This window comes from Pectobacterium sp. F1-1 (assembly GCF_025643735.1).
GTDB classification, from domain to species: Bacteria; Pseudomonadota; Gammaproteobacteria; order Enterobacterales; family Enterobacteriaceae; genus Pectobacterium; species Pectobacterium colocasium.
Map to the genome: position 1 here is coordinate 134571 of NZ_CP104733.1, position 20096 is coordinate 154666.

At 52.9% G+C, this 20096-nt stretch carries 22 protein-coding genes and 1 pseudogene; 14 read left to right on the top strand and 9 right to left on the bottom strand.

Annotation, left to right across the window (positions count from 1 at the left end; all coding sequences use genetic code 11):
* Together NAL19_RS00570 and NAL19_RS00575 are read right to left on the bottom strand one after the other, a co-directional pair.
* Entirely contained in the window at positions 1-351 is a 351-nt protein-coding gene (locus NAL19_RS00570; protein ID WP_225086461.1) for a helix-turn-helix domain-containing protein, read from the bottom strand.
* The gene (locus NAL19_RS00575) at positions 302-727 is read right to left on the bottom strand and encodes a type II toxin-antitoxin system RelE/ParE family toxin (RefSeq protein WP_225086462.1); all 426 of its coding nucleotides are present in this window, start codon (positions 725-727) and stop codon (positions 302-304) included. The genes NAL19_RS00570 and NAL19_RS00575 overlap by 50 nt, the downstream gene beginning before the upstream one ends.
* A 167-nt stretch (positions 728-894) precedes the next feature.
* On the opposite strand from NAL19_RS00575, the gene NAL19_RS00580 reads away from it, so the two are divergent.
* Positions 895-1146 (top strand): DUF1778 domain-containing protein, encoded by a 252-nt coding sequence (locus NAL19_RS00580; protein ID WP_263059769.1) that lies wholly within the window; start codon positions 895-897, stop codon positions 1144-1146.
* A 75-nt stretch (positions 1147-1221) separates the two neighbouring features.
* On the opposite strand, the gene NAL19_RS00585 is transcribed toward NAL19_RS00580, so the two are convergent.
* A complete protein-coding gene (locus NAL19_RS00585; RefSeq protein ID WP_225086463.1) occupies positions 1222-1515 on the bottom strand; it encodes a type II toxin-antitoxin system RelE/ParE family toxin in 294 nt (97 codons plus the stop codon).
* Positions 1508-1750, bottom strand: a complete 243-nt coding sequence (locus NAL19_RS00590) for a type II toxin-antitoxin system ParD family antitoxin (protein WP_012772867.1) — start codon at positions 1748-1750, stop codon at positions 1508-1510. The genes NAL19_RS00585 and NAL19_RS00590 overlap by 8 nt, the downstream gene beginning before the upstream one ends.
* A 195-nt stretch (positions 1751-1945) precedes the next feature.
* Between NAL19_RS00590 and ugpB the strand changes: the two genes are divergently transcribed.
* From ugpB to NAL19_RS00620, 6 genes are all read left to right on the top strand, one after another.
* Positions 1946-3280, top strand: a complete 1335-nt coding sequence (gene ugpB, locus NAL19_RS00595; protein ID WP_263058481.1) for a sn-glycerol-3-phosphate ABC transporter substrate-binding protein UgpB — start codon at positions 1946-1948, stop codon at positions 3278-3280.
* A gap of 72 nt (positions 3281-3352) precedes the next feature.
* Positions 3353-4240, top strand: a complete 888-nt coding sequence (gene ugpA / locus NAL19_RS00600; protein WP_263058482.1) for a sn-glycerol-3-phosphate ABC transporter permease UgpA — start codon at positions 3353-3355, stop codon at positions 4238-4240.
* 27 nt (positions 4241-4267) lie between these two features.
* Positions 4268-5113 carry a sn-glycerol-3-phosphate ABC transporter permease UgpE gene (gene ugpE, locus NAL19_RS00605; protein WP_225086466.1) on the top strand — a complete coding sequence of 282 codons (846 nt, stop codon included), beginning with the start codon at positions 4268-4270 and terminating at the stop codon, positions 5111-5113.
* A gap of 25 nt (positions 5114-5138) precedes the next feature.
* Positions 5139-6212: a sn-glycerol-3-phosphate import ATP-binding protein UgpC gene (locus NAL19_RS00610; RefSeq protein ID WP_263058483.1), complete on the top strand. Its 1074-nt coding sequence runs from the start codon at positions 5139-5141 to the stop codon at positions 6210-6212.
* Positions 6212-6961, top strand: a complete 750-nt coding sequence (gene ugpQ, locus NAL19_RS00615; RefSeq protein ID WP_263058484.1) for a glycerophosphodiester phosphodiesterase — start codon at positions 6212-6214, stop codon at positions 6959-6961. Before NAL19_RS00610 ends, ugpQ begins: the two co-directional genes overlap by 1 nt.
* Before the next feature lie 208 nt (positions 6962-7169).
* A complete protein-coding gene (locus tag NAL19_RS00620) occupies positions 7170-8126 on the top strand; it encodes an AEC family transporter (protein ID WP_137741539.1) in 957 nt (318 codons plus the stop codon).
* A 342-nt stretch (positions 8127-8468) separates the two neighbouring features.
* Here the strand turns inward: NAL19_RS00620 and NAL19_RS00625 are convergent, their stop codons facing one another.
* Complete coding sequence (locus NAL19_RS00625; protein WP_263058485.1) at positions 8469-8765, bottom strand: hypothetical protein; 297 nt, start codon at positions 8763-8765, stop codon at positions 8469-8471.
* A gap of 203 nt (positions 8766-8968) precedes the next feature.
* Between NAL19_RS00625 and NAL19_RS00630 the strand changes: the two genes are divergently transcribed.
* Entirely contained in the window at positions 8969-9433 is a 465-nt protein-coding gene (locus tag NAL19_RS00630) for a tRNA (cytidine(34)-2'-O)-methyltransferase (protein WP_225086471.1), read from the top strand.
* A gap of 10 nt (positions 9434-9443) precedes the next feature.
* Here the strand turns inward: NAL19_RS00630 and NAL19_RS00635 are convergent, their stop codons facing one another.
* From NAL19_RS00635 to cpxR, 4 genes are all read right to left on the bottom strand, one after another.
* The gene (locus NAL19_RS00635; protein ID WP_263058486.1) at positions 9444-10244 is read right to left on the bottom strand and encodes a DUF3142 domain-containing protein; all 801 of its coding nucleotides are present in this window, start codon (positions 10242-10244) and stop codon (positions 9444-9446) included.
* Complete coding sequence (locus NAL19_RS00640) at positions 10214-12388, bottom strand: hypothetical protein (protein ID WP_225086473.1); 2175 nt, start codon at positions 12386-12388, stop codon at positions 10214-10216. Before NAL19_RS00640 ends, NAL19_RS00635 begins: the two co-directional genes overlap by 31 nt.
* Positions 12389-12568: 180 nt before the next feature.
* On the bottom strand, positions 12569-13939 hold the full coding sequence (cpxA, locus tag NAL19_RS00645) for an envelope stress sensor histidine kinase CpxA (RefSeq protein WP_263058487.1): 1371 nt from the start codon (positions 13937-13939) through the stop codon (positions 12569-12571).
* Positions 13936-14634 carry an envelope stress response regulator transcription factor CpxR gene (gene cpxR, locus NAL19_RS00650; RefSeq protein ID WP_225086475.1) on the bottom strand — a complete coding sequence of 233 codons (699 nt, stop codon included), beginning with the start codon at positions 14632-14634 and terminating at the stop codon, positions 13936-13938. The genes cpxA and cpxR overlap by 4 nt, the downstream gene beginning before the upstream one ends.
* A gap of 153 nt (positions 14635-14787) precedes the next feature.
* On the opposite strand from cpxR, the gene cpxP reads away from it, so the two are divergent.
* From cpxP to pfkA, 6 genes and pseudogenes are all read left to right on the top strand, one after another.
* Positions 14788-15312 (top strand): cell-envelope stress modulator CpxP, encoded by a 525-nt coding sequence (cpxP, locus tag NAL19_RS00655; RefSeq protein WP_263058488.1) that lies wholly within the window; start codon positions 14788-14790, stop codon positions 15310-15312.
* A gap of 227 nt (positions 15313-15539) precedes the next feature.
* Positions 15540-15815: pseudogene (locus tag NAL19_RS00660) on the top strand (type II toxin-antitoxin system HicA family toxin).
* On the top strand, positions 15812-16174 hold the full coding sequence (locus tag NAL19_RS00665; RefSeq protein WP_180743071.1) for a type II toxin-antitoxin system HicB family antitoxin: 363 nt from the start codon (positions 15812-15814) through the stop codon (positions 16172-16174). Before NAL19_RS00660 ends, NAL19_RS00665 begins: the two are co-directional and overlap by 4 nt.
* A 374-nt stretch (positions 16175-16548) precedes the next feature.
* Positions 16549-17736: a sugar transporter gene (locus NAL19_RS00670; protein ID WP_225088252.1), complete on the top strand. Its 1188-nt coding sequence runs from the start codon at positions 16549-16551 to the stop codon at positions 17734-17736.
* 156 nt (positions 17737-17892) lie between these two features.
* A complete protein-coding gene (fieF, locus tag NAL19_RS00675) occupies positions 17893-18795 on the top strand; it encodes a CDF family cation-efflux transporter FieF (protein ID WP_225088253.1) in 903 nt (300 codons plus the stop codon).
* Between the two features lie 205 nt (positions 18796-19000).
* Positions 19001-19963, top strand: a complete 963-nt coding sequence (gene pfkA / locus NAL19_RS00680; protein ID WP_225086477.1) for a 6-phosphofructokinase — start codon at positions 19001-19003, stop codon at positions 19961-19963.
* The last annotated feature ends 133 nt before the right edge of the window (positions 19964-20096 follow it).

Below are 20096 nucleotides of genomic sequence, written 5' to 3' on the forward strand. Positions count from 1 at the left end.
CTATTTCTGTTTGTTGATATCTAACTGGCAAAAAATATCCAGACCTTTCTCGCTGATTATATTGAGAAGACGTAGTGCAGCCCCAGAGGGTTTTTTCTCATTACGTTCCCATTTTGAGACGCTCTCAACGGACATATTGAGAGCGTAAGCTAAAGAAGATTGCGACATTTTATAACGGGAACGCATGTTCTGAATTTCTGCCCCGCTCATTGCGTGAGCTTGCTCGATGCGTTCACGGAATTCCCGTGCGGCAACCCGATTATTGATGCGTTCCATCGTAGTATCAGTGATACCCCCGTGTTCATGCAGGTTTTGCGCCATTTCCTGCAGCTCTTTCATCTTTGCAGCCATCGCATTCCACCTCTCGTAGTTCTTTCACTTTTACCAATTGAGCTATTTGTTGAACGGTGAGTTGAAGTAGGTCACCAGCAATGTCTTTATAAACAGCCAGCTCATCATCCTGAATTTCTTTAACGCCTTTCCTGACCTGATTTTTTTTCCATCCATCGGCAAAAAATAGATTAGAGCCTAGTTTGAAAAAGATGATAGTTCTGGCTCCTGCACTCTTTCCGGCATTCAATGCAATTCGTTTTTTAAGCACACCACCGCCAAGGTCAGCCTCAACACGGCCATTCATCACTTCATGAGCAATCTCACAAAGATAACTATCAGAAAGCATTTCGCTTTTTAGTTTTTTATCGAAGAGCTTCGTTGTGTATACCGCCACGGTTCATCCTTAAACATGACTAGTAACAATAACTATAGTCTAAATTACGGGTTTTCTACAATGTTCGTGGTGTTTCAGTGTGTAGCATTTTTGTACACGTCATGTAGGGGTGTAGAGAGATTCACTACACAGGCATGATGATGAAACCTGAAACTAAAGAAGCATGAATCACTATTCGGGCCAAAGCCTCCCAGCGGGATTGGATCGATATGGCTGCAAACCTTGTGTCAAAATCACGTACCGACTTTATGCTTGAAGCAGCTTGCCGCGAGGCGCAGGACATATTGTTGGATCAACGTTTGTTTATTTTGGACAACGAGCAGTTTGACGAATTTTTGGCCGAGTTGGATGCGCCTATTACCGCAGAGCGTCAGGCTCGCATTAACGATCTTATGTGTCGTCAATCGCCATGGGAATAACAGCACCAGAGCCATTACTGATAATTGTTCTTGGTGGCATGCTATTGATTGAATAGATCCTTATTTAGTCACTTTTTAAATATCAAAAAAGTGGCACATAGGTTCCATTTGCTGATGCAGGATTCGGATGATAAGAAGATCTTCTTCTCGTATGCGGTAGAAAATAGCGTGTTGCCTATGATCGAATCGGCGCACACCCTGGCTAATTTCAGGGTACTCTTGGCCTATATAAGGGGATTCTGCTAGCAGAATCAGCGTATTCTCTAGCGACTCTGTATAATTGTCAGCCTGACTGATGCCGTAGTTGATCAATGTGTACTCAAAGATGCTTGCGAAATCTTCTGCTGCAAGATTAGAGAGTTTATACATTCCGTTCGCGCTTCTTTTTTGCTGCAATTTCACGCAGCGTCAACGAACTTTCTCCACTTTGCTCCCCTGCATAAATCGCTTTTTTCAGAGCCTCTGTTTTGGATTCTTGTTGTTCAAGAAGACGAAGTGCTGACCTGATGACTTCACTGGTAGAACTATAGCGACCGCTATCTATTAATTTGGAGACAAAATCATCCAGTTGTTCGCCGATCGTAATACTTGTCGTTCTAGGCATAAAACCTCCTGTGTTATCTATTAACACAGATGGTAGCACAGAACAGCCTACTTAGTAGCCAATAAGAAGACCTTCTTCCTTTGTCACTCTCCTGTCATCTTCCAGTTATTTTTCTGTCATGCGCTCATGTCATGTTTACCTTCGCATAAAAAACGCCGTAATGATGGCGCATTTAATTGATTGCAGGAGACAGGCATGTTCAACAACACAATTCGTAAAACACATGCTATTCGCACCGCAGCGGCGTGTGTGGCATTCGCGCTGATGAGCGCCAGTGCGCAGGCCGCGACAGAAATTCCTTTTTGGCATTCCATGGAAGGCGAATTAGGGAAAGAAGTGAATTCTCTGGCTGACCGTTTTAACCAAGCACATAGCGATGTAAAAATTGTGCCGGTCTATAAAGGCAACTACGAGCAGAACCTCGCAGCTGGGATTGCGGCTTACCGCGCGGGGAATGCGCCAGCCATTTTGCAGGTCTACGAAGTGGGTACGGCTACCATGATGGCAAGTAAAGCCATCAAGCCTGTTTATGAAGTCTTCAAAGAGTCAGGCATTAATTTCGATGAGTCGGTGTTTGTGCCGACTGTCTCCGGTTATTACACCGATGCGAAGAGCGGTCACCTGCTGTCGCAGCCGTTTAACAGCTCCACGCCGGTGCTGTACTACAACAAAGATGCCTTCAAGAAGGCGGGTTTAGATCCTGAACAGCCACCGAAAACCTGGCAGCAAATGGCGGAGTACACCGCCAAACTGCGTGCCGCCGGGATGAAGTGCGGCTACGCCAGCGGTTGGCAGGGCTGGATTCAGATTGAAAACTTCAGCGCCTGGCACGGTCTGCCAGTTGCGAGCAAAAACAACGGCTTTGACGGCACCGATGCGGTACTGGAGTTCAACAAGCCAACGCAGGTTAAGCACATCCAGCTGTTGCAGGACATGAACAAGAAGGGTGATTTCACCTATTTCGGGCGTAAGGATGAGCCGACCGAGAAATTCTATAACGGCGACTGCGCTATCACGACCGCTTCTTCCGGTTCGCTGGCGAACATCCGCGAACACGCCAAGTTTAACTATGGCGTCGGCATGATGCCGTATGACGCCGATGCGAAAGGCGCGCCGCAGAACGCCATTATCGGCGGAGCCAGCCTGTGGGTGATGGGCGGCAAAGATGCTGCGACCTACAAAGGCGTCGCTGAGTTTATGAAGTTCCTGGCCGAGCCGGAAAATGCCGCTGAATGGCACCAGAAAACCGGTTATCTGCCCATCACGACTGCGGCATATGAGTTGACGCAGAAGCAGGGCTTCTACGAGAAAAACCCAGGTGCGGATATCGCCACGCGTCAGATGCTGAACAAGCCACCGTTGCCGTTCACCAAAGGTCTGCGTTTGGGCAACATGCCGCAAATTCGTACCGTTGTGGATGAAGAATTAGAAAGCGTATGGACAGGTAAGAAGACGCCGCAACAGGCGTTGGATAGCGCAGTAGAACGCGGTAACGCGCTGCTGCGTCGCTTTGAGCAATCGACGAAGTAAGACGTTTTTGCTGAGTAATACCGGGCCGAAGGGAATCGGCCTGTTTCTTTTCTGTTTGCAATGAGTTACCGCATGACATCATCCCGCCCCGTTTTTCGTAGCAGCTGGTTGCCCTATGTGTTGGTGTTGCCTCAACTGCTGATTACCGTGATTTTCTTTATCTGGCCAGCCGGTCAGGCGCTGTGGTATTCGGTGCAGAATCTCGATCCGTTTGGGTTATCCAGCGAATTTGTCGGCATGGAAAACTTCAGGCAGTTGTTCAATAACCCTTACTACCTCGATTCGTTTTACACCACGCTGATATTCAGCTTTCTGGTAGCCGGGTTTGGCATGCTGATTTCACTCTTTCTGGCCGCGCTGGTGGACTATGTGATCCGTCCCAGCCGCCTGTACCAGACGTTGATCATTCTGCCCTATGCTGTGGCTCCCGCCGTTGCTGCCGTGCTGTGGATGTTCCTGTTTAACCCCGGTCTGGGGCTGATTACCCATTTTCTCGGGCTGATGGGTTATACGTGGAACCACGCACAGAACAGCGGTCAGGCGATGTTTCTGGTGGTACTGGCGTCGGTCTGGAAGCAGATTAGCTATAACTTCCTGTTCTTCCTTGCGGCGCTGCAATCTATTCCCCGTTCATTAGTCGAAGCGGGCGCGATTGATGGTGCAGGCCCCGTGCGGCGCTTCTTCAATCTGGTGCTGCCGATGATCTCGCCAGTGAGCTTCTTCCTGCTGGTGGTCAATCTGGTATACGCCTTTTTTGATACCTTCCCGATTATCGATGCCGCGACAGCCGGTGGGCCGGTGCAGTCGACGACTACGCTGATCTACAAAATTTATCGTGAGGGCTTTGCGGGGCTGGATCTGTCCAGTTCGGCAGCGCAGTCGGTGGTACTGATGATATTGGTTATCGGGCTGACCATTATTCAGTTCCGTTTTGTTGAACGGAAGGTGAACTATCAATGAAGGTGAATCTACTAAGGTCAACGGCCAATGATTGAGAATCGTCGCGGGTTAGATATTTTCAGCCACGTCATGCTGATCGTCGGCATCCTCGCCGTACTGTTTCCGCTGTATGTGGGGTTTGTGGCTGCCACGCTGGATAACCAGGAAGTCTTTCAGGCGCCGATGACGCTCATCCCCGGTACTCACCTGTGGGAAAACCTGCGTTATATCTGGCTGCATGGTGCAGGCAACAACACCACGCCGTTCGGACTGATGCTGCTTAACAGCTTTGTGATGGCACTGGCGATTACGGTGGGCAAAATCACCGTCTCGATCCTGTCCGCTTACGCCATCGTCTATTTTCGTTTCCCGCTGCGCAACCTGTTCTTCTGGATGATTTTCCTGACGCTGATGCTGCCGGTGGAAGTGCGTATTTTCCCGACGGTGGAAGTGATCGCGCGGCTGGACATGATGGACAGCTACACCGGTTTAACGCTGCCGCTGATGGCCTCGGCGACCGCGACCTTCCTGTTCCGCCAGTTCTTTATGACGCTGCCGGATGAGCTGATGGAAGCGGCGCGTATCGACGGTGCCAGCCCGATGCGTTTCTTCTTCGACATGGTGTTACCGCTGTCGAAGACCAACCTGGCGGCGCTGTTTGTGATCACGTTCATCTACGGCTGGAACCAGTATCTGTGGCCGCTGCTGATTGTCAGCGATGCCAATCTGGGTACTGCGGTCGCCGGGATTAAAAGCATGATTGCCTCCGGTGATGGGGCGACCCAGTGGAATCAGGTAATGGCTGCCATGCTGTTGACCATGCTGCCGCCGCTGTTGGTGGTGCTACTGATGCAGCGCTGGTTCGTTCGCGGTCTGGTCGACAGCGAAAAATAAATCAAGACGAATTTCGGAAACGCTTATGGCATGTTTAAAACTTCAGGCCGTCACCAAGTCTTATGATGGCAAAACACAGATTATCCAACCCATCGATCTGGATGTCGCGGATGGCGAATTCGTGGTGATGGTCGGGCCGTCAGGCTGTGGTAAATCGACACTGCTGCGTATGGTGGCAGGCCTCGAACGCACCACCAGTGGTGACATCTATATTGATAACCAGCGGGTCACCGATCTGGAACCGAAAGATCGCGGCATTGCGATGGTGTTCCAGAACTATGCGCTTTATCCCCACATGAACGTGTTCGACAACATGGCTTACGGCCTGAAAATTCGCGGCTTTGGTAAGGCACAGATTCGTGAGTGTGTAGAAGACGCGGCGCGAATTCTTGAGCTGATGCCGCTGTTGCAACGCAAACCGCGTGAACTATCAGGCGGTCAGCGTCAGCGCGTGGCGATGGGGCGGGCGATTGTCCGTGAACCGGCGGTGTTCCTGTTCGACGAACCGTTGTCGAATCTGGATGCCAAACTGCGCGTACAAATGCGGCTGGAATTGCAGCAACTGCACCAGCGCCTGAAAACCACCAGCCTGTACGTCACACACGATCAGGTTGAAGCCATGACGCTGGCACAGCGCGTCATCGTGATGAACAAAGGGATTGCCGAGCAAATCGGCGCGCCGGCTGAAATTTATCGCCGTCCTGCCTCGCTGTTTGTGGCCAGCTTTATTGGTTCACCCGCGATGAACCTGTGGTCGGGCCGCATTAGCGATGACAGCTGCCGCTTTGAAATCGGTGGCGACATCGCTCTGGCGCTGCCTGAGCCGAAGCCGCAGTGGAGCGGTAAAGCATTGACGCTGGGGGTACGACCAGAGCATATTCAGCTGGCGACGCGCGAAACCGGCGGTATCCCGTTGCAGATTTCAACACTCGAACTGCTGGGTGCGGACAACTTAGCGCACGGCAAGTGGGGCGGACAAAACGTCATCGCGCGGCTCTCTTACGAACACTGTCCCGCCATCGGTTCGACGCTTTGGCTGCATTTACCGACGTCATCATGGCACCTGTTTGATTCGCAAAGCGGATTACGGATGGAATAATGGAAACACTCTGGCCTTACCCGAGCATTGTCGCCCATCGCGGCGGTGGTTCACTGGCACCGGAAAACACGCTGGCGGCGATTGATGTCGGCGCCAGCCTCGGTCACAAGATGATCGAATTTGACGCCAAGCTGTCGCAGGACGGCCAGATTTTCCTCCTACACGACGATACGCTTGAGCGCACCAGCAACGGTTGGGGCATTGCAGGCGAACTGCCGTGGGACAAGCTGGTCGGGCTGGATGTCGGCGGCTGGTACGGTCATAAATTTGTCGGTGAACGCCTGCCTTTGCTGTCGGAAGTGGCAAAACGCTGCGCGCAGTATGGTATGGCGGCCAATATCGAGATTAAACCCACCACCGGATATGAAACCGAAACCGGGCGGGTGATTGCGCTGGCGGCGCGTCAGCTGTGGGCCGATCATCCGGTTGCACCGCTGCTGTCATCGTTCTCTATCGACGCTCTGGAAGCCGCGCAGCAGGCTGTACCGGAACTCCCGCGTGGGTTGCTGCTGGATGAGTGGGAAGAGGACTGGCTGGCGTTAACGCAGCGTTTGGGATGCGTGTCCATCCACCTGAATCACAAACTGCTGACGGCAGAACGCGTCGCGGCGCTGAAAGCCGCAGGTTTACGCATTCTGGTTTATACCGTCAACCAACCTGATCGCGCGCAAACTTTGCTGGATTGGGGCGTTGACTGCATCTGCACTGACCGGATAGATTTAATTGGGGCTAACTTCGCGACCGGCTGAGGTCTGCTCATCGCCGAATGTCGATCGTTTAAGGATCGAGATACCGGGGCTACCACGGTGTGAGGCATCCCTGCGGGAACCTCATCACCGTGTTTCCCCTAAATCCATACTTATGATTAAGTGACCAGCATTCGCCTATTGCCGTATTATCTTTGATTGCGGCGGATCCCCTTTCTGACTCGGTGCCGGTAAATAAGGAAGTGGCTTCATGCCTGCATTTATTGTTTCGCTTTGGCACCAGATTTTTCTGTCGTTACCCCTCTTTGTTCTCATCGCACTCGGCTATAGCCTGATTCGCTATGGTAAATGGCCAACCACCGTGACCGACGGTATGACGCGTTTTGTCTTCTCCGTCGCCATGCCCGCGATGCTGTTCCGCCTGATGTCGGATTTTTCCAAACGTCCGGTGGTGGATGCCCGACTGCTGATCGCTTTTTTTGGCGGCTGCTTGCTGGTGTTTGTCTTAGGGCGGATCGTGGCGCGCAAGATCTTCCATCTTGATGGTGTCTCCGGCTCGTTGTTTGCGCTGAGTGGCATCTTCTCCAACAACGTGATGCTGGGGCTGCCGATTGCGACGCTGATGCTGGGCGAAGAGGCGATCCCATCGGTCGCGCTGGTCGTGGTGTTTAACGGGCTTATTTTGTGGACGCTGGTGACGGTGTCGGTGGAATGGGCACGTAACGGGGCGCTGTCGCTACAGGGCTTTACCAAAACCGCGCTGGGCGTGCTGAAGAACCCGCTGATTATCGGCATTCTGTCCGGTACGGCGTTCAGTCTGACCGGCCTGCCGCTGCCATCGTATGTCGATCAGCCGCTTTCCATGCTGGGGCAGATTGCCGCGCCGCTGTCGCTGGTGGCGTTGGGAATGGGGCTGGCGGAATACCGCGTGCGCGATGGTTGGCAGATTAGCACGGCGATTTGCACGATCAAGCTGCTGGTGCAGCCGCTGGTGATCTGGGGGATTGCGATCGCACTCGGTCTGCCGGAAATGGAAACGCGTGCGGTTGTGTTGCTGGGGTCGATGGCGGTGGGCGTCAACGTCTATCTGATGTCTCGCCAGTTCGATGTGCTGGGCGGCCCGGTGGCATCCAGCCTGCTGTTATCAACGGCGATGGCGGCATTAACCACGCCGTTGATTTTAACGCTGATGGGTGTGCGGTTATAGTCAGCCACGCTTGGCTAGGAAGCCTGTGGTTAGGCATTCTGTTAGTGTTATGTAATGTTTCGTGCGCGTTTGCTCTCGTGGTTTTCTGCAACCGTTGTCGTATGCGCCCGACACGGTGCGGCTCAATCGCCGCCGCCCCGTGACCCCCGGCTTTTCGCGGGGAATCACGCCGCTTTGCGGTACCTTCGGTGTTCATGCCCGCTACTCGGACCGCCTGTGACGCGCTCCCGGCGCGGCACAGGCTTTCGCGGCGTCCATGCCGCTCATCCGGCGGTCACGTCCACCTCAGCGTAATTCTTTACGCGCGTAAGATAATAAAAATCAAAAGAGCAGACCCGTTGATCAGGGGTTCTGTTTAATCGGCTGCGTTGGTGTGGTTCTCTGCGACCGCTCCAAATCTTTCTGTAGCTGCTGCTGACGTTGTTGATTCAACTGTTGATTACGCTGCTGGAGCTGCTGATTCAGTTGCTGTTGCTGCAATTTCTGGTTCTGCTGCATAGTCTGCTGTAGCTGTTTCTGGCTGCTGATGCCATTTTCAAACTGCTGTTGAGGTGTGGGCGCTTGTGTCGTGTTGGCGCTTGCCACAAGCGGCAGGCCGAGCAGGGCGGCACAGGCCAATAATGTCTTAGGGTGTTTCATTAAACCTCCACACAAGCTTTCGGCCTGTCGATAAGCCACTTGTGATACGAAAATGGAATGCCTTTATCTGTAAGATCAAGTGTAATCGCTGTGGGTGAAAACGTCGTGCAGAGTAATCCGCATTCCGGCGTACAGGTTTTGGGTTGCCCTGTGGGAATGCGCTATACTGCGGCGGAATTTTCCTTCGTGGTTGACGTTATCTCATGTTCCATATCGCGCTCTATGAGCCTCAAATTGCACCAAACACTGGCAATATCATCCGACTGGCGGCCAATAACGGCTGTACGCTTCATTTAATTGAACCGCTGGGGTTTGATTTTGAAGAGAAAAAGCTGCGCCGTGCGGGGCTGGATTATCACGATCTGGCGAACGTCAGCCGTCATCAAAACTATCAGGATTTTCTGGCCGCAGTACCGGGTAAGCGCATCTTCGCTTGTACCACCAAAGGCAGCCGTCCTTATGACCAACCGAGCTACCAGCCCGGCGATGTATTGCTGTTTGGATCGGAAACGTCCGGTCTGCCGGATGAGATTCGCAATGGCTTCGAACCAGATTTTCGTATCCGCATTCCCATGCAGTCTAATAACCGTAGCCTGAATCTGTCCAATGCGGTGGCGATCATCAGCTATGAAGCCTGGCGGCAAAATGGCTTCGGCGGTTGCCTGTAGCCACGGTTTGCTACAGCTTGCCGGTGGCGGATTTTTTCAGCGGCGGATTCACCAGAAAAACCACTTCCCCGCGATAATACGGTGAAGTGGCAAGGCGCTGCTGCCACTGTGGTTCCCACTTGCCGTTTTGTACCAGCCCTACTCGGAAAGGCAGAGCCAGTTTCAGCAGTGCGGGCAGGTACTCGGCGTAGTTGGTAATGGTGCTGCGCCCCTGATAGGTTTGCACCACCACTTCATCCAGCTTGCCCTGTAAACGGTTCAACGCCGACACATCCCCGGTTTTCGACCAGTCGAGCAGCCCGGTAATGCTGAGCTGACAATCTTCGGGTAGACGCTCGCGCAGCTGTGTCAGAAACGCGACATAACCTGATAACTGATAGCTTTTCGCGTCAAAATCAATCTGAATCCCGACTGACTGATTACCGTGGCGCTGCCACTTTTCCCGCAGTTTTAGCATCCGGTTCAAATGGCGATCGGAAAGCTCCAGCGTGGTCATGCGGAAAGCCAGCCAGACACGGTTAACGCGCAGTTGGCTGGGCGGGATCCCCTGACGCAGGAAAACGACTTTGCCCTGACGGCGAGCCACTTCTCCCTGATGCAAGTACAGCGTCTGTGCCTGATGCAGGATGGGCTGCGGTCTTACCGCCGCCCACAGCCAGAAATCCTGATAGCGCGTAGCATCAACGATGGTAGGTGCCGCGTGGGTGGTTAACGGTGCTGCGTTAGCGGAAGCGGCCTGCGTAAAGAATGCAAGCAGGCCGATCAGCACGGTTGACGGCGTTACCAGTAATAATCGAGCTTGTCTGCCCACACGCTGCCTTTGTACTTGGTTTTCAGTTGGGTAAACCAGGCTTTGCGAGTGGCTTTGCTGATTTCCTGTGGGCCACAGTCGTTATAGCCGCTCGGCGCATAGCAGTAGACCGCGCGATATAGGGCATAGGTTTTGTCTTCCGGCGGCGCTTTCGGATCGGCAATCACCCGCATATAACCATCCAGACGATTATATTCGGTGCCGACGAATTGCGTTGGCGCGTTGGTGAGCCCACTCAACATGCTACCTTCACCCCAGTCGAAGCCCACGCTGTTATTGGTACGCAGGAAAAATTCGCCGAGGCAGTTAATCGCTCGGGCGTCATTGGGGCGTTGGTTCAGCGTCGTGACCACGTCATTCAGCGCCGGACATTGATAGTCTTCTTCGGTGTCGCTGCCATCCCAATCAAACGCCGTCAGATCTTCCTGATTCCAGCTTTGATTTTCGCTGCTGACCAGCGGTGCGATGTCTTTTCGCAACTGAACATCTTTGAGATAGCTGGCGTAATCGCCATGAGTCAGCGACTTGGTTAACAATGTATGCAGCGCGATAGCCCGCTCCTCATGGCTCTGTTGCGGACCTGTTTGCTGACGGAGCAAATCGGCGTTGGCGCTAATCTTCAGCACGGCGGAACGGAAACGCAGGTTTTTCACCGGGCTGTCGGCGGTAAAGATCCGCTCGGGGTGACCCGCCTTGACCAGCGTTTCCGCCAGTGCCAGTTGCAGGAACTGATTTTGCGTGTACCCCATATTACGCGTTAACAGCTGGCGCCAGTGTGTTTCCGCCTCATCCCAGCGCTCCAGACGCACCAGCGCCCGGCCGCGCAGCACTTGCAAACTAAAACGCACGGTATCGGTGAGATCGTTGGCTTGTGTCGCGGGAACGCTGTTAACCACGGCAGCGTAATCTTTTTGACCATAAAACAGCTGGGCGGCTTGAAGGTAGCTAAACGCGTCCTGCATGTTGTTTTGCTCAAACAGCGGTTTCTGTACGGCCAGTTCGTCAGCGGATAAGGCGGGTAATGCCAGCCAGCCTTCATCTGAACGCAAGCGCTTGAGGTCTTGCACCATCGTCAACGGCGCGCTGTCTGGCGCACTGGTAAACTGACTATTTTCCAGCAGCTTATTGTCGATCTCATCGTTCAATTCAAGGAGGTCTTCGACGTCGGTGGTGCCGTCCAGTTCGTGTTGGTACGTTTTCGCCAGGGCATTCGTATCATTCATGATCCAGTAGGCGCGACGATACAGTCCGTTAGCGGAATCGACGTATTGTCCCTCGGGATACTGCTTCAGGTAGTCATCAATATGCTGAACGGCCAGTTGAGCGGCGGCCTTATCGGCTTTACTGGCATCGAACATGTTGTATTCATCAAGCGCGTTTTCCATGGCTTTATTGATTGCCACGCGAATCAGCATGTAGCGTGAGGTTTCGGCCACCCACGGCTGTGGTGAGGAGATTAACGCCTGAAAACCGCTTTCCGCCTCATCAAAATGGCCCTGATAAAACGCCAGAACCGCAAACAGGTAGTGCATGAGTGCGCCAGCATGCCCTTCGTCCGGCAAGCTGACCAGACCCTCATTCAGCGCCTCTTTGGTATACAACGGGTTGAGGAGATTTACCCGTTGATGAGCCAGCAGCGTGCGCTGTTCCTCGGTGAGTTGCTTGTCTGCCAGTAGAACGTCGAAAAACGCTTCCAGCGTGGAGAGCGCATTGGAAATATGCCGTCCTTCGTTATCATCAGGTGAAAACGTGGAGATGGTGCTCTGAACAGATAAAGGAAGATTCAGCTGCTTTGCTTTATTGAGCGTGGAGAGATAAGGCGCATCCGCCGTGACATCTTCTCCTGCCTCTGACGTCTGATGCGTTTCCGTCGCCGCGATCCCCATGACTCGGTAGGCCGTAAAAGGGTCGATACGTGAACGCGTTTGATCGGGTAAAGGATGGGGTAACGGAAGCGAAATTCCGTGGAGGCGGCTTTGCAGCAACATCAGATTCGTACGTGTGTCATTACCCGGTTGCAGGTAAGGCAAGGCGGACATGCCGCATTCTGAGTCGGAAAAGCCGCACACTCCATCGCTGGAACTGAATGCCTGACTGCTCATTAACGCGGTCAGTACGCCAGCCAGCAGCGTTACTCCTTTCATGGTTGGTATCCTTCATTTAACACGGGTCTTGCCTGTTTTCGGCATGAGTGGGGATCACTCTACGCAATCGCGTAAAAAACGCAATCCAGTGTAACTTTGAGAAGGTAAACAGAACATGACAGGTGCCCTATCGGGCACCTGAATGTGAAAACGTCGGCGGCGAGGAAGAAGCTGTCCGATTTACCGTTGATGCAACGGCAGCCAGATGATTAAGCGCAATCCACCCAGCGTGCTGTCTTCCGCTTTTACCCAGCCTTTATGCTGCGTAATGGCGGTTTCCACGATGGCAAGCCCCAAACCGCTGCCGCCGGATTCACGGTCACGCGCTTCATCCGTGCGGTAGAAGGGGCGGAAAATCTGTTCGCGATCTTCCGGGCTCACTCCGGGGCCGTCATCATCCACTTTGATGGTGATACCCTGATTATCCACTGAAAAGGCCACTTCGATGTGGTTGTGAGAATAGCGCAGCGCGTTGCGCACGATATTTTCCAGCGCACTGTCGAGCGAGGCAGGGTTGCCAAAGAGCGTCCACGGCCCCGGTGGATAAGGTACTTCCAGCGTTTTCCCCATCTGCTCGGCTTCAAAGGCGGCATCGTCCAGCACATTGCCCCATAGCTCATCGGCGCGTAGGAATTCACGGGTCAGCTCGTTCTTGTGCTGATTGCGTGAGAGCACCAGCAGATCGTTAATCATGCTATCGAGCCGCTGCGTTTCCGTCTCGATGCGGTTCAGCTCATTGCCTTCCCCCTGACGTCGACGCAGTAGCGCCGTTGCCAACTGCAAGCGCGTCAGCGGCGTGCGCAGCTCATGAGAGATATCCGACAGCAGACGTTGCTGTGCGGTAACCATCCGTTCCAGCGCGCTGACCATCTGGTTAAAGCTGACGCCCGTCGCCTGAAACTCCTGCGGGCCGGATTCCAGCTCAGGATGCTGGCGTAAGTTGCCTTTGGCGACTTCATCGGCAGCATGTTTGAGTTTACGCGCGGGTTTCGCCAGACTCCAGGCAAGCCAGAGCAGCAGCGGTGAACTGATCAACATGGTGAAGATCAGCAGCAGTAAAGGGCGGTCAAACAGCAGGCTGATAAAATCCGACTGCGGACTGCTGGCAGGGCGAATCAGGTAGAGTTGGTAGTTGTCATCACCATCGCGGATCGCAAAAGGACCGAGCAGCTCAATGCGGCCGTAATTTTTCTTTTGCGGGTGGTCGGCGTTATCCGATAGCCCGATAAAATTACGCACAATCGGGGTTTCATGTTTTTCTACGCCAAAGATCCGGCCTTCACTGGTGACCAGAAAAAGGCGCTGTCCCGGCGGAGCCCACTTCTCCAACACCCAGAACAGCCGTAGCCACCAGCGCAGATCGTTGGCGGGCGTGTTGGCAAGGTCTGCTTCAATGTGCTGTTCCAGCATGGTGCCCTGTCGCTGCTCGTTTTCCAGCAAGGCGGTAAGCTGGCGCGAGTCCAGCTTGGGCACCATCAGAACCAACATGAGTACCAGCGCCAGCGTTAACCAAAAAATGGCAAAAATACGGGCGGTCAAACTATTGATCATGCAGCGGATACCATCAGATAGCCTCGTCCACGCAGCGTTTTAAACCAGGGCAAACCGTCCTTGCGTTCTGGCAATTTACGGCGCAGGTTCGAGATATGCATATCGATCGCGCGGTCAAATGGCGTCAGGCGTTTCCCCAGCACTTCCTGGCTTAAATGCTCGCGGGAAACCACCTGTCCCAGCCGCTGGGCTAACAGATAGAGTAGCGTAAATTCGGTGCCTGTCAGATCCAGCACAACATCGTCAAAGCTGGCTTCCTGCCGTCCGGGGTTCAGACGCAGGCCGTCGACTTCCAGCGTCGGCGCGCTGTTATCGCCCGCCTGCTGTTGATCGGTCCAGTTCGAACGGCGGAGAATCGCGCGAATACGCGCCACCAGTTCCCGGTCATTAAACGGCTTCGGCAGGTAATCATCGGCACCCAGTTCCAGACCTAGAACGCGGTCTAATTCGCTGCCGCGAGCGGTCAGCATAATGACTGGTGTTTGATGCTGCTGTCGTAGTTCTTTTAATGTATCGATACCGTTTTTCTTCGGCATCATTACGTCCAGTAATAACAGGTCAATCGTGCTATCTAATACCTGTAACGCCTGCTCGCCGTCGTAGGCGACAACGACGTTAAAACCTTCCATTTCGAGCAACTCTTTCAATAAAGCCGTTAGCTCTCTATCGTCATCAACCAGCAGAATTTTATTCATGTTTTCTCTACCTCCAAGGGCAAAATACGACATAGATTAGCGCTATTCCATGACTTTACGTAGTTTTACATCCTCTGACGGATGTTTGCAGCAAGATGCGTAGACTCATGCTCATTGATTCACAAAATGACGTACCGCTCTGGAGAGTTATTGATGCAACAGTTCGCAACCTTATCTCTTGCTTCACTGCTTATGTTAGGCACGTTTACCGCCTTTGCAGCAGAAAATGGAGACGCCTCGGCGAGCGGCTGGCACATCGATGATTCCGCCATAAAAGGCGTATCCGGTCAGCAAGGTATGTTCGATGGCGTGAGGTTGACTGAGCAACAGCGCCAGCAAATGCGTGATTTGATGCACCAGAGCCGTCAAGACAAACCGGCGTTTAACACTGAAGATGTTAAAGCCATGCACAAGCTGGTGACGGCGGAAACGTTTGATGAAGCAGCGGTGCGAGCGCAGATAACCCGAATGATGACTGTGCAGATTGAGCGTCAGATTAAGATGACCCGAGTACGCAACCAAATGTACAACCTGCTGACGCCAGCGCAGAAAGAAATATTAGAGCTGAAGCATAAGCAACGCATGAAAGAGATGCAGCAGCAGGTATCCATGTTTAACCAGATGTCCGCGCCATCACCAGGCACGACAAACGATGTTGAGACAGATAGTCCCGAGTAGTAGCGCTAGTGTAGTAAGCAGTAAACGTAGTGCAGTCCGAGTAGTAATGTGTAGTAGGTACACACCCTGTTTTTCCTTGCCATAGACACCATCCCTGTCTTTTTGCCCTCCATGATGGAGGGTTTTTTTTGCCTTTTTAAAAGCAGCAACATATTTTGACTTCACTATTTGACTTCAAATGAATGGGTTCTATAATGACTTCAAAAAATGACATCATGGAATCGGCAATGCAGGGAAAACTAGCCAGTCTACGAAAAAAGCAGCGAGAAACGCTGAGCCAAATTTTCAAAACACCCGTGCTTTCAGGTGTTAAATGATCAAATGTTGAGTCACTCATCACTGCGTTAGGTGGTGAAATTAAGGAAGGTAGCGGGTCACGGGTGCGATTTTTATTGAATGGGAGTATTGCCCGATTCCATCGTCCTCACCCGTCACCAGATACCGATAAAGGCGCACTGGTTAGCCTGCGCGAATGGCTGGAAAGTATAGGAGTAAAACCATGACTAAAGCACTTAACACACCAAATACGATGGTGGTTTCCGGCCAGCCGGCCATTATCAGTTACGTACCGGAAATCGGTATGTTTCGCGGCAAGTTTATTGGCTTATCTGGCTACTGTGATTTTGTCGCCGACAGTATTAATGGCTTGAGGAGTGAGGGTGAAATTTCGCTACGTGAATATCTGGAAGATTGTCAGGAAAACGGCATTGAACCTTACGAGCGTGAAGAGAAAGTGAAAACGTTCACTCTTCGTTATCCTGAATCATTCGGGGAACGGCTGACCATTGCGGCAGCTGAGCGCCAAATTTCAGTGAATGCGTTTATTGTCGAAACACTTAACGAACATATGAAACAGGTATAACTGGCTGCCGCTTTGGCGGTTTTATTGCATAAAAACAACAGTGCAAACGCGTATTACACCGCAACATCTCTTGGTGCCGCTACGCTTTACCGATAGAAACCGGATACAAAGCAGTGCTAGAAAGGCACGAAAAAAGACAGCATAAGGAAGTGGTAACGCGTAGAATATGAGCACCAAAAATGATGCTCATGAATGTTCCCTTACCTGTTTTCAGGCTTTTGGCTGACATCCTCATAAAAGCACGCTGAAACACCCTTGACCGCTCGCCGATTACACGGCGATGTCATACTTTCCCTGTACCATTGCTCCATCGCGTTAGCCTCTGCCACGACAGGGGGGCGCATTCTTTTATGTTAACTTTTGATATCAATACCATGACCCGTTCTTCCCGTTCGACCGCCTGGTTACGCGTCGTCAGCCTTTCTCTGGCGGCATTCATTTTTAACACCGCGGAATTTGCCCCTGTTGCGTTACTGTCAGACATTGCCGCCAGCTTTTCCATGAGCGCCGCGCAGGTTGGGCTGATCATCACGATTTATGCCTGGGTGGTCGGGCTGATGTCGTTGCCCTGCATGCTACTGTCCAGTGATATGGAACGACGCAGCCTGCTGATCAAAATCTTTATCCTGTTTGTCGTCAGCAATGTGCTGTCTGGTCTGGCCTGGAATTATTGGGTGCTGGTCATTGCCCGTATCGGTGTGGCGCTGGCTCACGCGGTGTTTTGGTCAATTACGGCATCGCTGGTGGTACGGTTGGCGCCTGCGGACAAAAAGGCGCAGGCATTAAGTTTGCTGGCGACCGGCACGGCGTTGGCGCTGGTGCTGGGGTTACCGCTGGGGCGTGTGGTCGGGCAGTATTTGGGCTGGCGTGTAACGTTTGTCCTTATTGGCCTGATCGCCGCAGCGATTATGCTGGGTCTGATGAAACTGTTGCCCGTGTTGCCGAGCAGCAATTCCGGTTCGTTGAAGAGTTTGCCTCTCCTGCTTAAGCGTCCGGCCTTGCTGTGCGTGTACGGCCTGACGGTGATGATCGTAACGGCGCACTTTACCGCCTACAGTTATATTGAGCCGTTTATCCAGAAAGTGGCGTTGCTGAGTGAGAATTTCACTACTATCTTGCTGTTGATTTTTGGCGGTGCCGGCATCATTGGCAGTATGTTGTTTAGCCGCTACAGCAGCAAATACCCAGCGGGATTCCTGATTGTTTCCTTCGCGTTTTTGGCGGTGTGTTTGCTGTTACTGCTGCCGTTGTCATTCAGCGGCTGGAGCCTGTCGACGTTGTGTATCGTCTGGGGCATCGCCATTATGGCGCTCAGCCTGGGCATGCAGGTTAAGGTGCTAACGCTGGCATCGGATGCGACCGACGTGGCAATGGCGCTCTATTCGGGGATTTATAACATTGGGATCGGCGGCGGTGCGCTGCTGGGCAATCAGGTTATTATCCATTTGGGCCTGCCTGACATCGGTTTCATCGGTGCGGCGATGGCGATGTTAGCGACGGCATGCTGTATTTTTACGTTTGTTCGCTATTCCCGTGTGTTAAAAACGCCATTAACGAGCTGAATGCAGGGCATTATCAGGCTAATGCCAATCGTTGAAGCATTGAGATACACGGGGCGACCACAGGGGTGAGGCCTCCTGCGGGAACCTCCCCCTGTGTTTCCCCTAATAACGGGCTTAAGTGACCAGTAGCGGCTTTTGCCATTACGTGAGGGCATGATGAATCCACACTATGCACGTCTGGTGACGCTAGCCGCTGTGAGCGCGACGGCTGTGGCGCTGGTGCTGTTCATAATGAAAGTGTTTGCCTGGTGGCACACCGGTTCGGTGAGCCTGCTGGCATCGCTGGTTGATTCGCTGGTGGATATCGCCGCGTCGCTGGTGAACCTGCTGGTGGTGCGCTATTCGTTGCAGCCGGCGGATACCGAACATGCGTTTGGCCACGGTAAGGCGGAATCGCTGGCGGCGCTGGCGCAGAGCATGTTTATCTCCGGTTCGGCACTGTTCCTGATTCTGACGGGGTTGCAACACTCGCTGGAACCGCAGACGCTGCACGCGCCGGAAGTGGGCGTGTGGGTGACGCTCATTGCGCTCGTGGCCACGCTGCTGCTGGTATCGTTCCAGCGTTGGGTCGTGAAGCGTACGCACAGTCAGGCGGTACGGGCGGATATGCTGCATTATCAGTCCGATCTGTTGATGAACGGCGCGATTCTGGTGGCGTTGGCACTCAGTTGGAAAGGTGTTACGCGCGCCGACTCGCTGTTTGCATTGGGTATCGGTGTCTATATTTTATACAGCGCGTTGCGCATGGGGTATGACGCCGTGCAGTCGCTGCTGGATCGGGCGCTGCCGGAGGACGAGCATCGCGCCATTGCTGAGGTTATCGTAAACTGGCCGGGGATTCGCGGCGCCCATGCGTTGCGTACCCGACGTTCCGGTCCAACGCGCTTTATTCAGCTGCATCTGGAAATGGATGATGCCCTGCCGCTGGTTCAGGCTCATCAAATTGCAGATGAACTGGAGCAGGCATTACTTAAACAGTTTCCGGGTGCCGATATTATTATCCATCAGGATCCGATTTCCGTCGTGCCGGAAAATCAGCGTGGCAGGCTGGCGGTATAGTCGGCCATGTTTCGCATTTTATGTTAAAAACGTGATACGCCATGAAAATTTATGCACAATTGAGCCTGACCTGAATCAATTCAGCTTCGGGTGTTTGTTATAATATGCTAATAAAAGAATAAGGCGTTGCTGCCTGTTTTACGGCAGCGGTGAATTTACGATAGAAGAATCCTGCAAAATTACATCTACAAGTCCAGAGGTTGTCATGATTAGAAGAATCGGAGTGTTGACGAGCGGTGGCGATGCACCAGGTATGAATGCGGCAATTCGTGGTGTGGTTCGTGCTGCACTCACAGAAGGGCTGGAAGTTTACGGCATTTATGATGGCTATCAGGGCTTGTATGAAGATCGCATGGAGCAGTTGGATCGCTACAGCGTATCGGATGTGATTAACCGTGGCGGTACGTTTCTGGGATCCGCTCGTTTCCCGCAGTTCCGTGATGAAGCGGTGCGTCAGGTTTGCGTAGAAAATATGAAAAGACGCGGTCTGGATGCGCTGGTGGTTATCGGCGGTGACGGTTCCTATATGGGGGCGAAACGTCTGACCGAAATGGGTTTCCCTTGTATCGGCTTACCGGGCACGATCGATAACGACGTGGCGGGTACGGACTACACTATCGGCTACTTTACCGCGCTGGAAACCGTGCTGGAAGCGATTGACCGCCTGCGCGACACCTCCTCTTCCCACCAGCGTATTTCTATTGTGGAAGTGATGGGGCGCCACTGTGGTGACCTGACGCTGGCGGCGGCGATTGCCGGTGGTTGTGAATTCATTGTTCTGCCGGAAGTGCCGTTCAGCCCGGAAGATCTGGTCTGCGAAATCAAAGCAGGCATCGAGAAAGGCAAGAAACACGCGATTGTGGCGATCACTGAACTGGTGTGCGACGTCGACGAACTGGCGAAATACATTGAAAAAGAAACGGGGCGCGAAACCCGTGCGACCGTGCTCGGCCACATTCAGCGCGGTGGTTCACCAGTGGCGTATGACCGTATTCTGGCTTCGCGTATGGGCGCTTATTCTATCGAACTGTTGCAGCAGGGCTACGGCGGCCGCTGTGTCGGTATCCAGAATGAAAAAATGGTGCACCACGACATCATCGACGCCATTGAGAACATGAAACGTCCTTTCAAAGGCGACTGGCTGGATACAGCGAAAAAACTGTTCTGATCCACGAATTGATGCGCTCGCTAAGTGACGGCGACACCAATCTTGCAGGTTTTGCTGTTATCCGGCGTAAAAAATTATGCTGAGGAGATAGCAGGCTTAGGATGAGCCGCAGGGATGCGGCGAAAGCTTGCGC

Bases quoted from the DNA above. Each gene is read 5' to 3' on its own strand.
- NAL19_RS00570 (WP_225086461.1), bottom strand. From the start codon at position 351: ATGGCTGCAAAGATGAAAGAGCTGCAGGAAATGGCGCAAAACCTGCAT.
- NAL19_RS00585 (WP_225086463.1), bottom strand. From the start codon at position 1,515: ATGTATAAACTCTCTAATCTTGCAGCAGAAGATTTCGCAAGCATCTTT.
- NAL19_RS00590 (WP_012772867.1), bottom strand. From the start codon at position 1,750: ATGCCTAGAACGACAAGTATTACGATCGGCGAACAACTGGATGATTTT.
- ugpB (WP_263058481.1), top strand. From the start codon at position 1,946: ATGTTCAACAACACAATTCGTAAAACACATGCTATTCGCACCGCAGCG.
- ugpA (WP_263058482.1), top strand. From the start codon at position 3,353: ATGACATCATCCCGCCCCGTTTTTCGTAGCAGCTGGTTGCCCTATGTG.
- ugpE (WP_225086466.1), top strand. From the start codon at position 4,268: ATGATTGAGAATCGTCGCGGGTTAGATATTTTCAGCCACGTCATGCTG.
- NAL19_RS00610 (WP_263058483.1), top strand. From the start codon at position 5,139: ATGGCATGTTTAAAACTTCAGGCCGTCACCAAGTCTTATGATGGCAAA.
- ugpQ (WP_263058484.1), top strand. From the start codon at position 6,212: ATGGAAACACTCTGGCCTTACCCGAGCATTGTCGCCCATCGCGGCGGT.
- NAL19_RS00620 (WP_137741539.1), top strand. From the start codon at position 7,170: ATGCCTGCATTTATTGTTTCGCTTTGGCACCAGATTTTTCTGTCGTTA.
- NAL19_RS00625 (WP_263058485.1), bottom strand. From the start codon at position 8,765: ATGAAACACCCTAAGACATTATTGGCCTGTGCCGCCCTGCTCGGCCTG.
- NAL19_RS00630 (WP_225086471.1), top strand. From the start codon at position 8,969: ATGTTCCATATCGCGCTCTATGAGCCTCAAATTGCACCAAACACTGGC.
- NAL19_RS00640 (WP_225086473.1), bottom strand. From the start codon at position 12,388: ATGAAAGGAGTAACGCTGCTGGCTGGCGTACTGACCGCGTTAATGAGC.
- cpxA (WP_263058487.1), bottom strand. From the start codon at position 13,939: ATGATCAATAGTTTGACCGCCCGTATTTTTGCCATTTTTTGGTTAACG.
- cpxR (WP_225086475.1), bottom strand. From the start codon at position 14,634: ATGAATAAAATTCTGCTGGTTGATGACGATAGAGAGCTAACGGCTTTA.
- cpxP (WP_263058488.1), top strand. From the start codon at position 14,788: ATGCAACAGTTCGCAACCTTATCTCTTGCTTCACTGCTTATGTTAGGC.
- NAL19_RS00665 (WP_180743071.1), top strand. From the start codon at position 15,812: ATGACTAAAGCACTTAACACACCAAATACGATGGTGGTTTCCGGCCAG.
- NAL19_RS00670 (WP_225088252.1), top strand. From the start codon at position 16,549: ATGACCCGTTCTTCCCGTTCGACCGCCTGGTTACGCGTCGTCAGCCTT.
- fieF (WP_225088253.1), top strand. From the start codon at position 17,893: ATGAATCCACACTATGCACGTCTGGTGACGCTAGCCGCTGTGAGCGCG.
- pfkA (WP_225086477.1), top strand. From the start codon at position 19,001: ATGATTAGAAGAATCGGAGTGTTGACGAGCGGTGGCGATGCACCAGGT.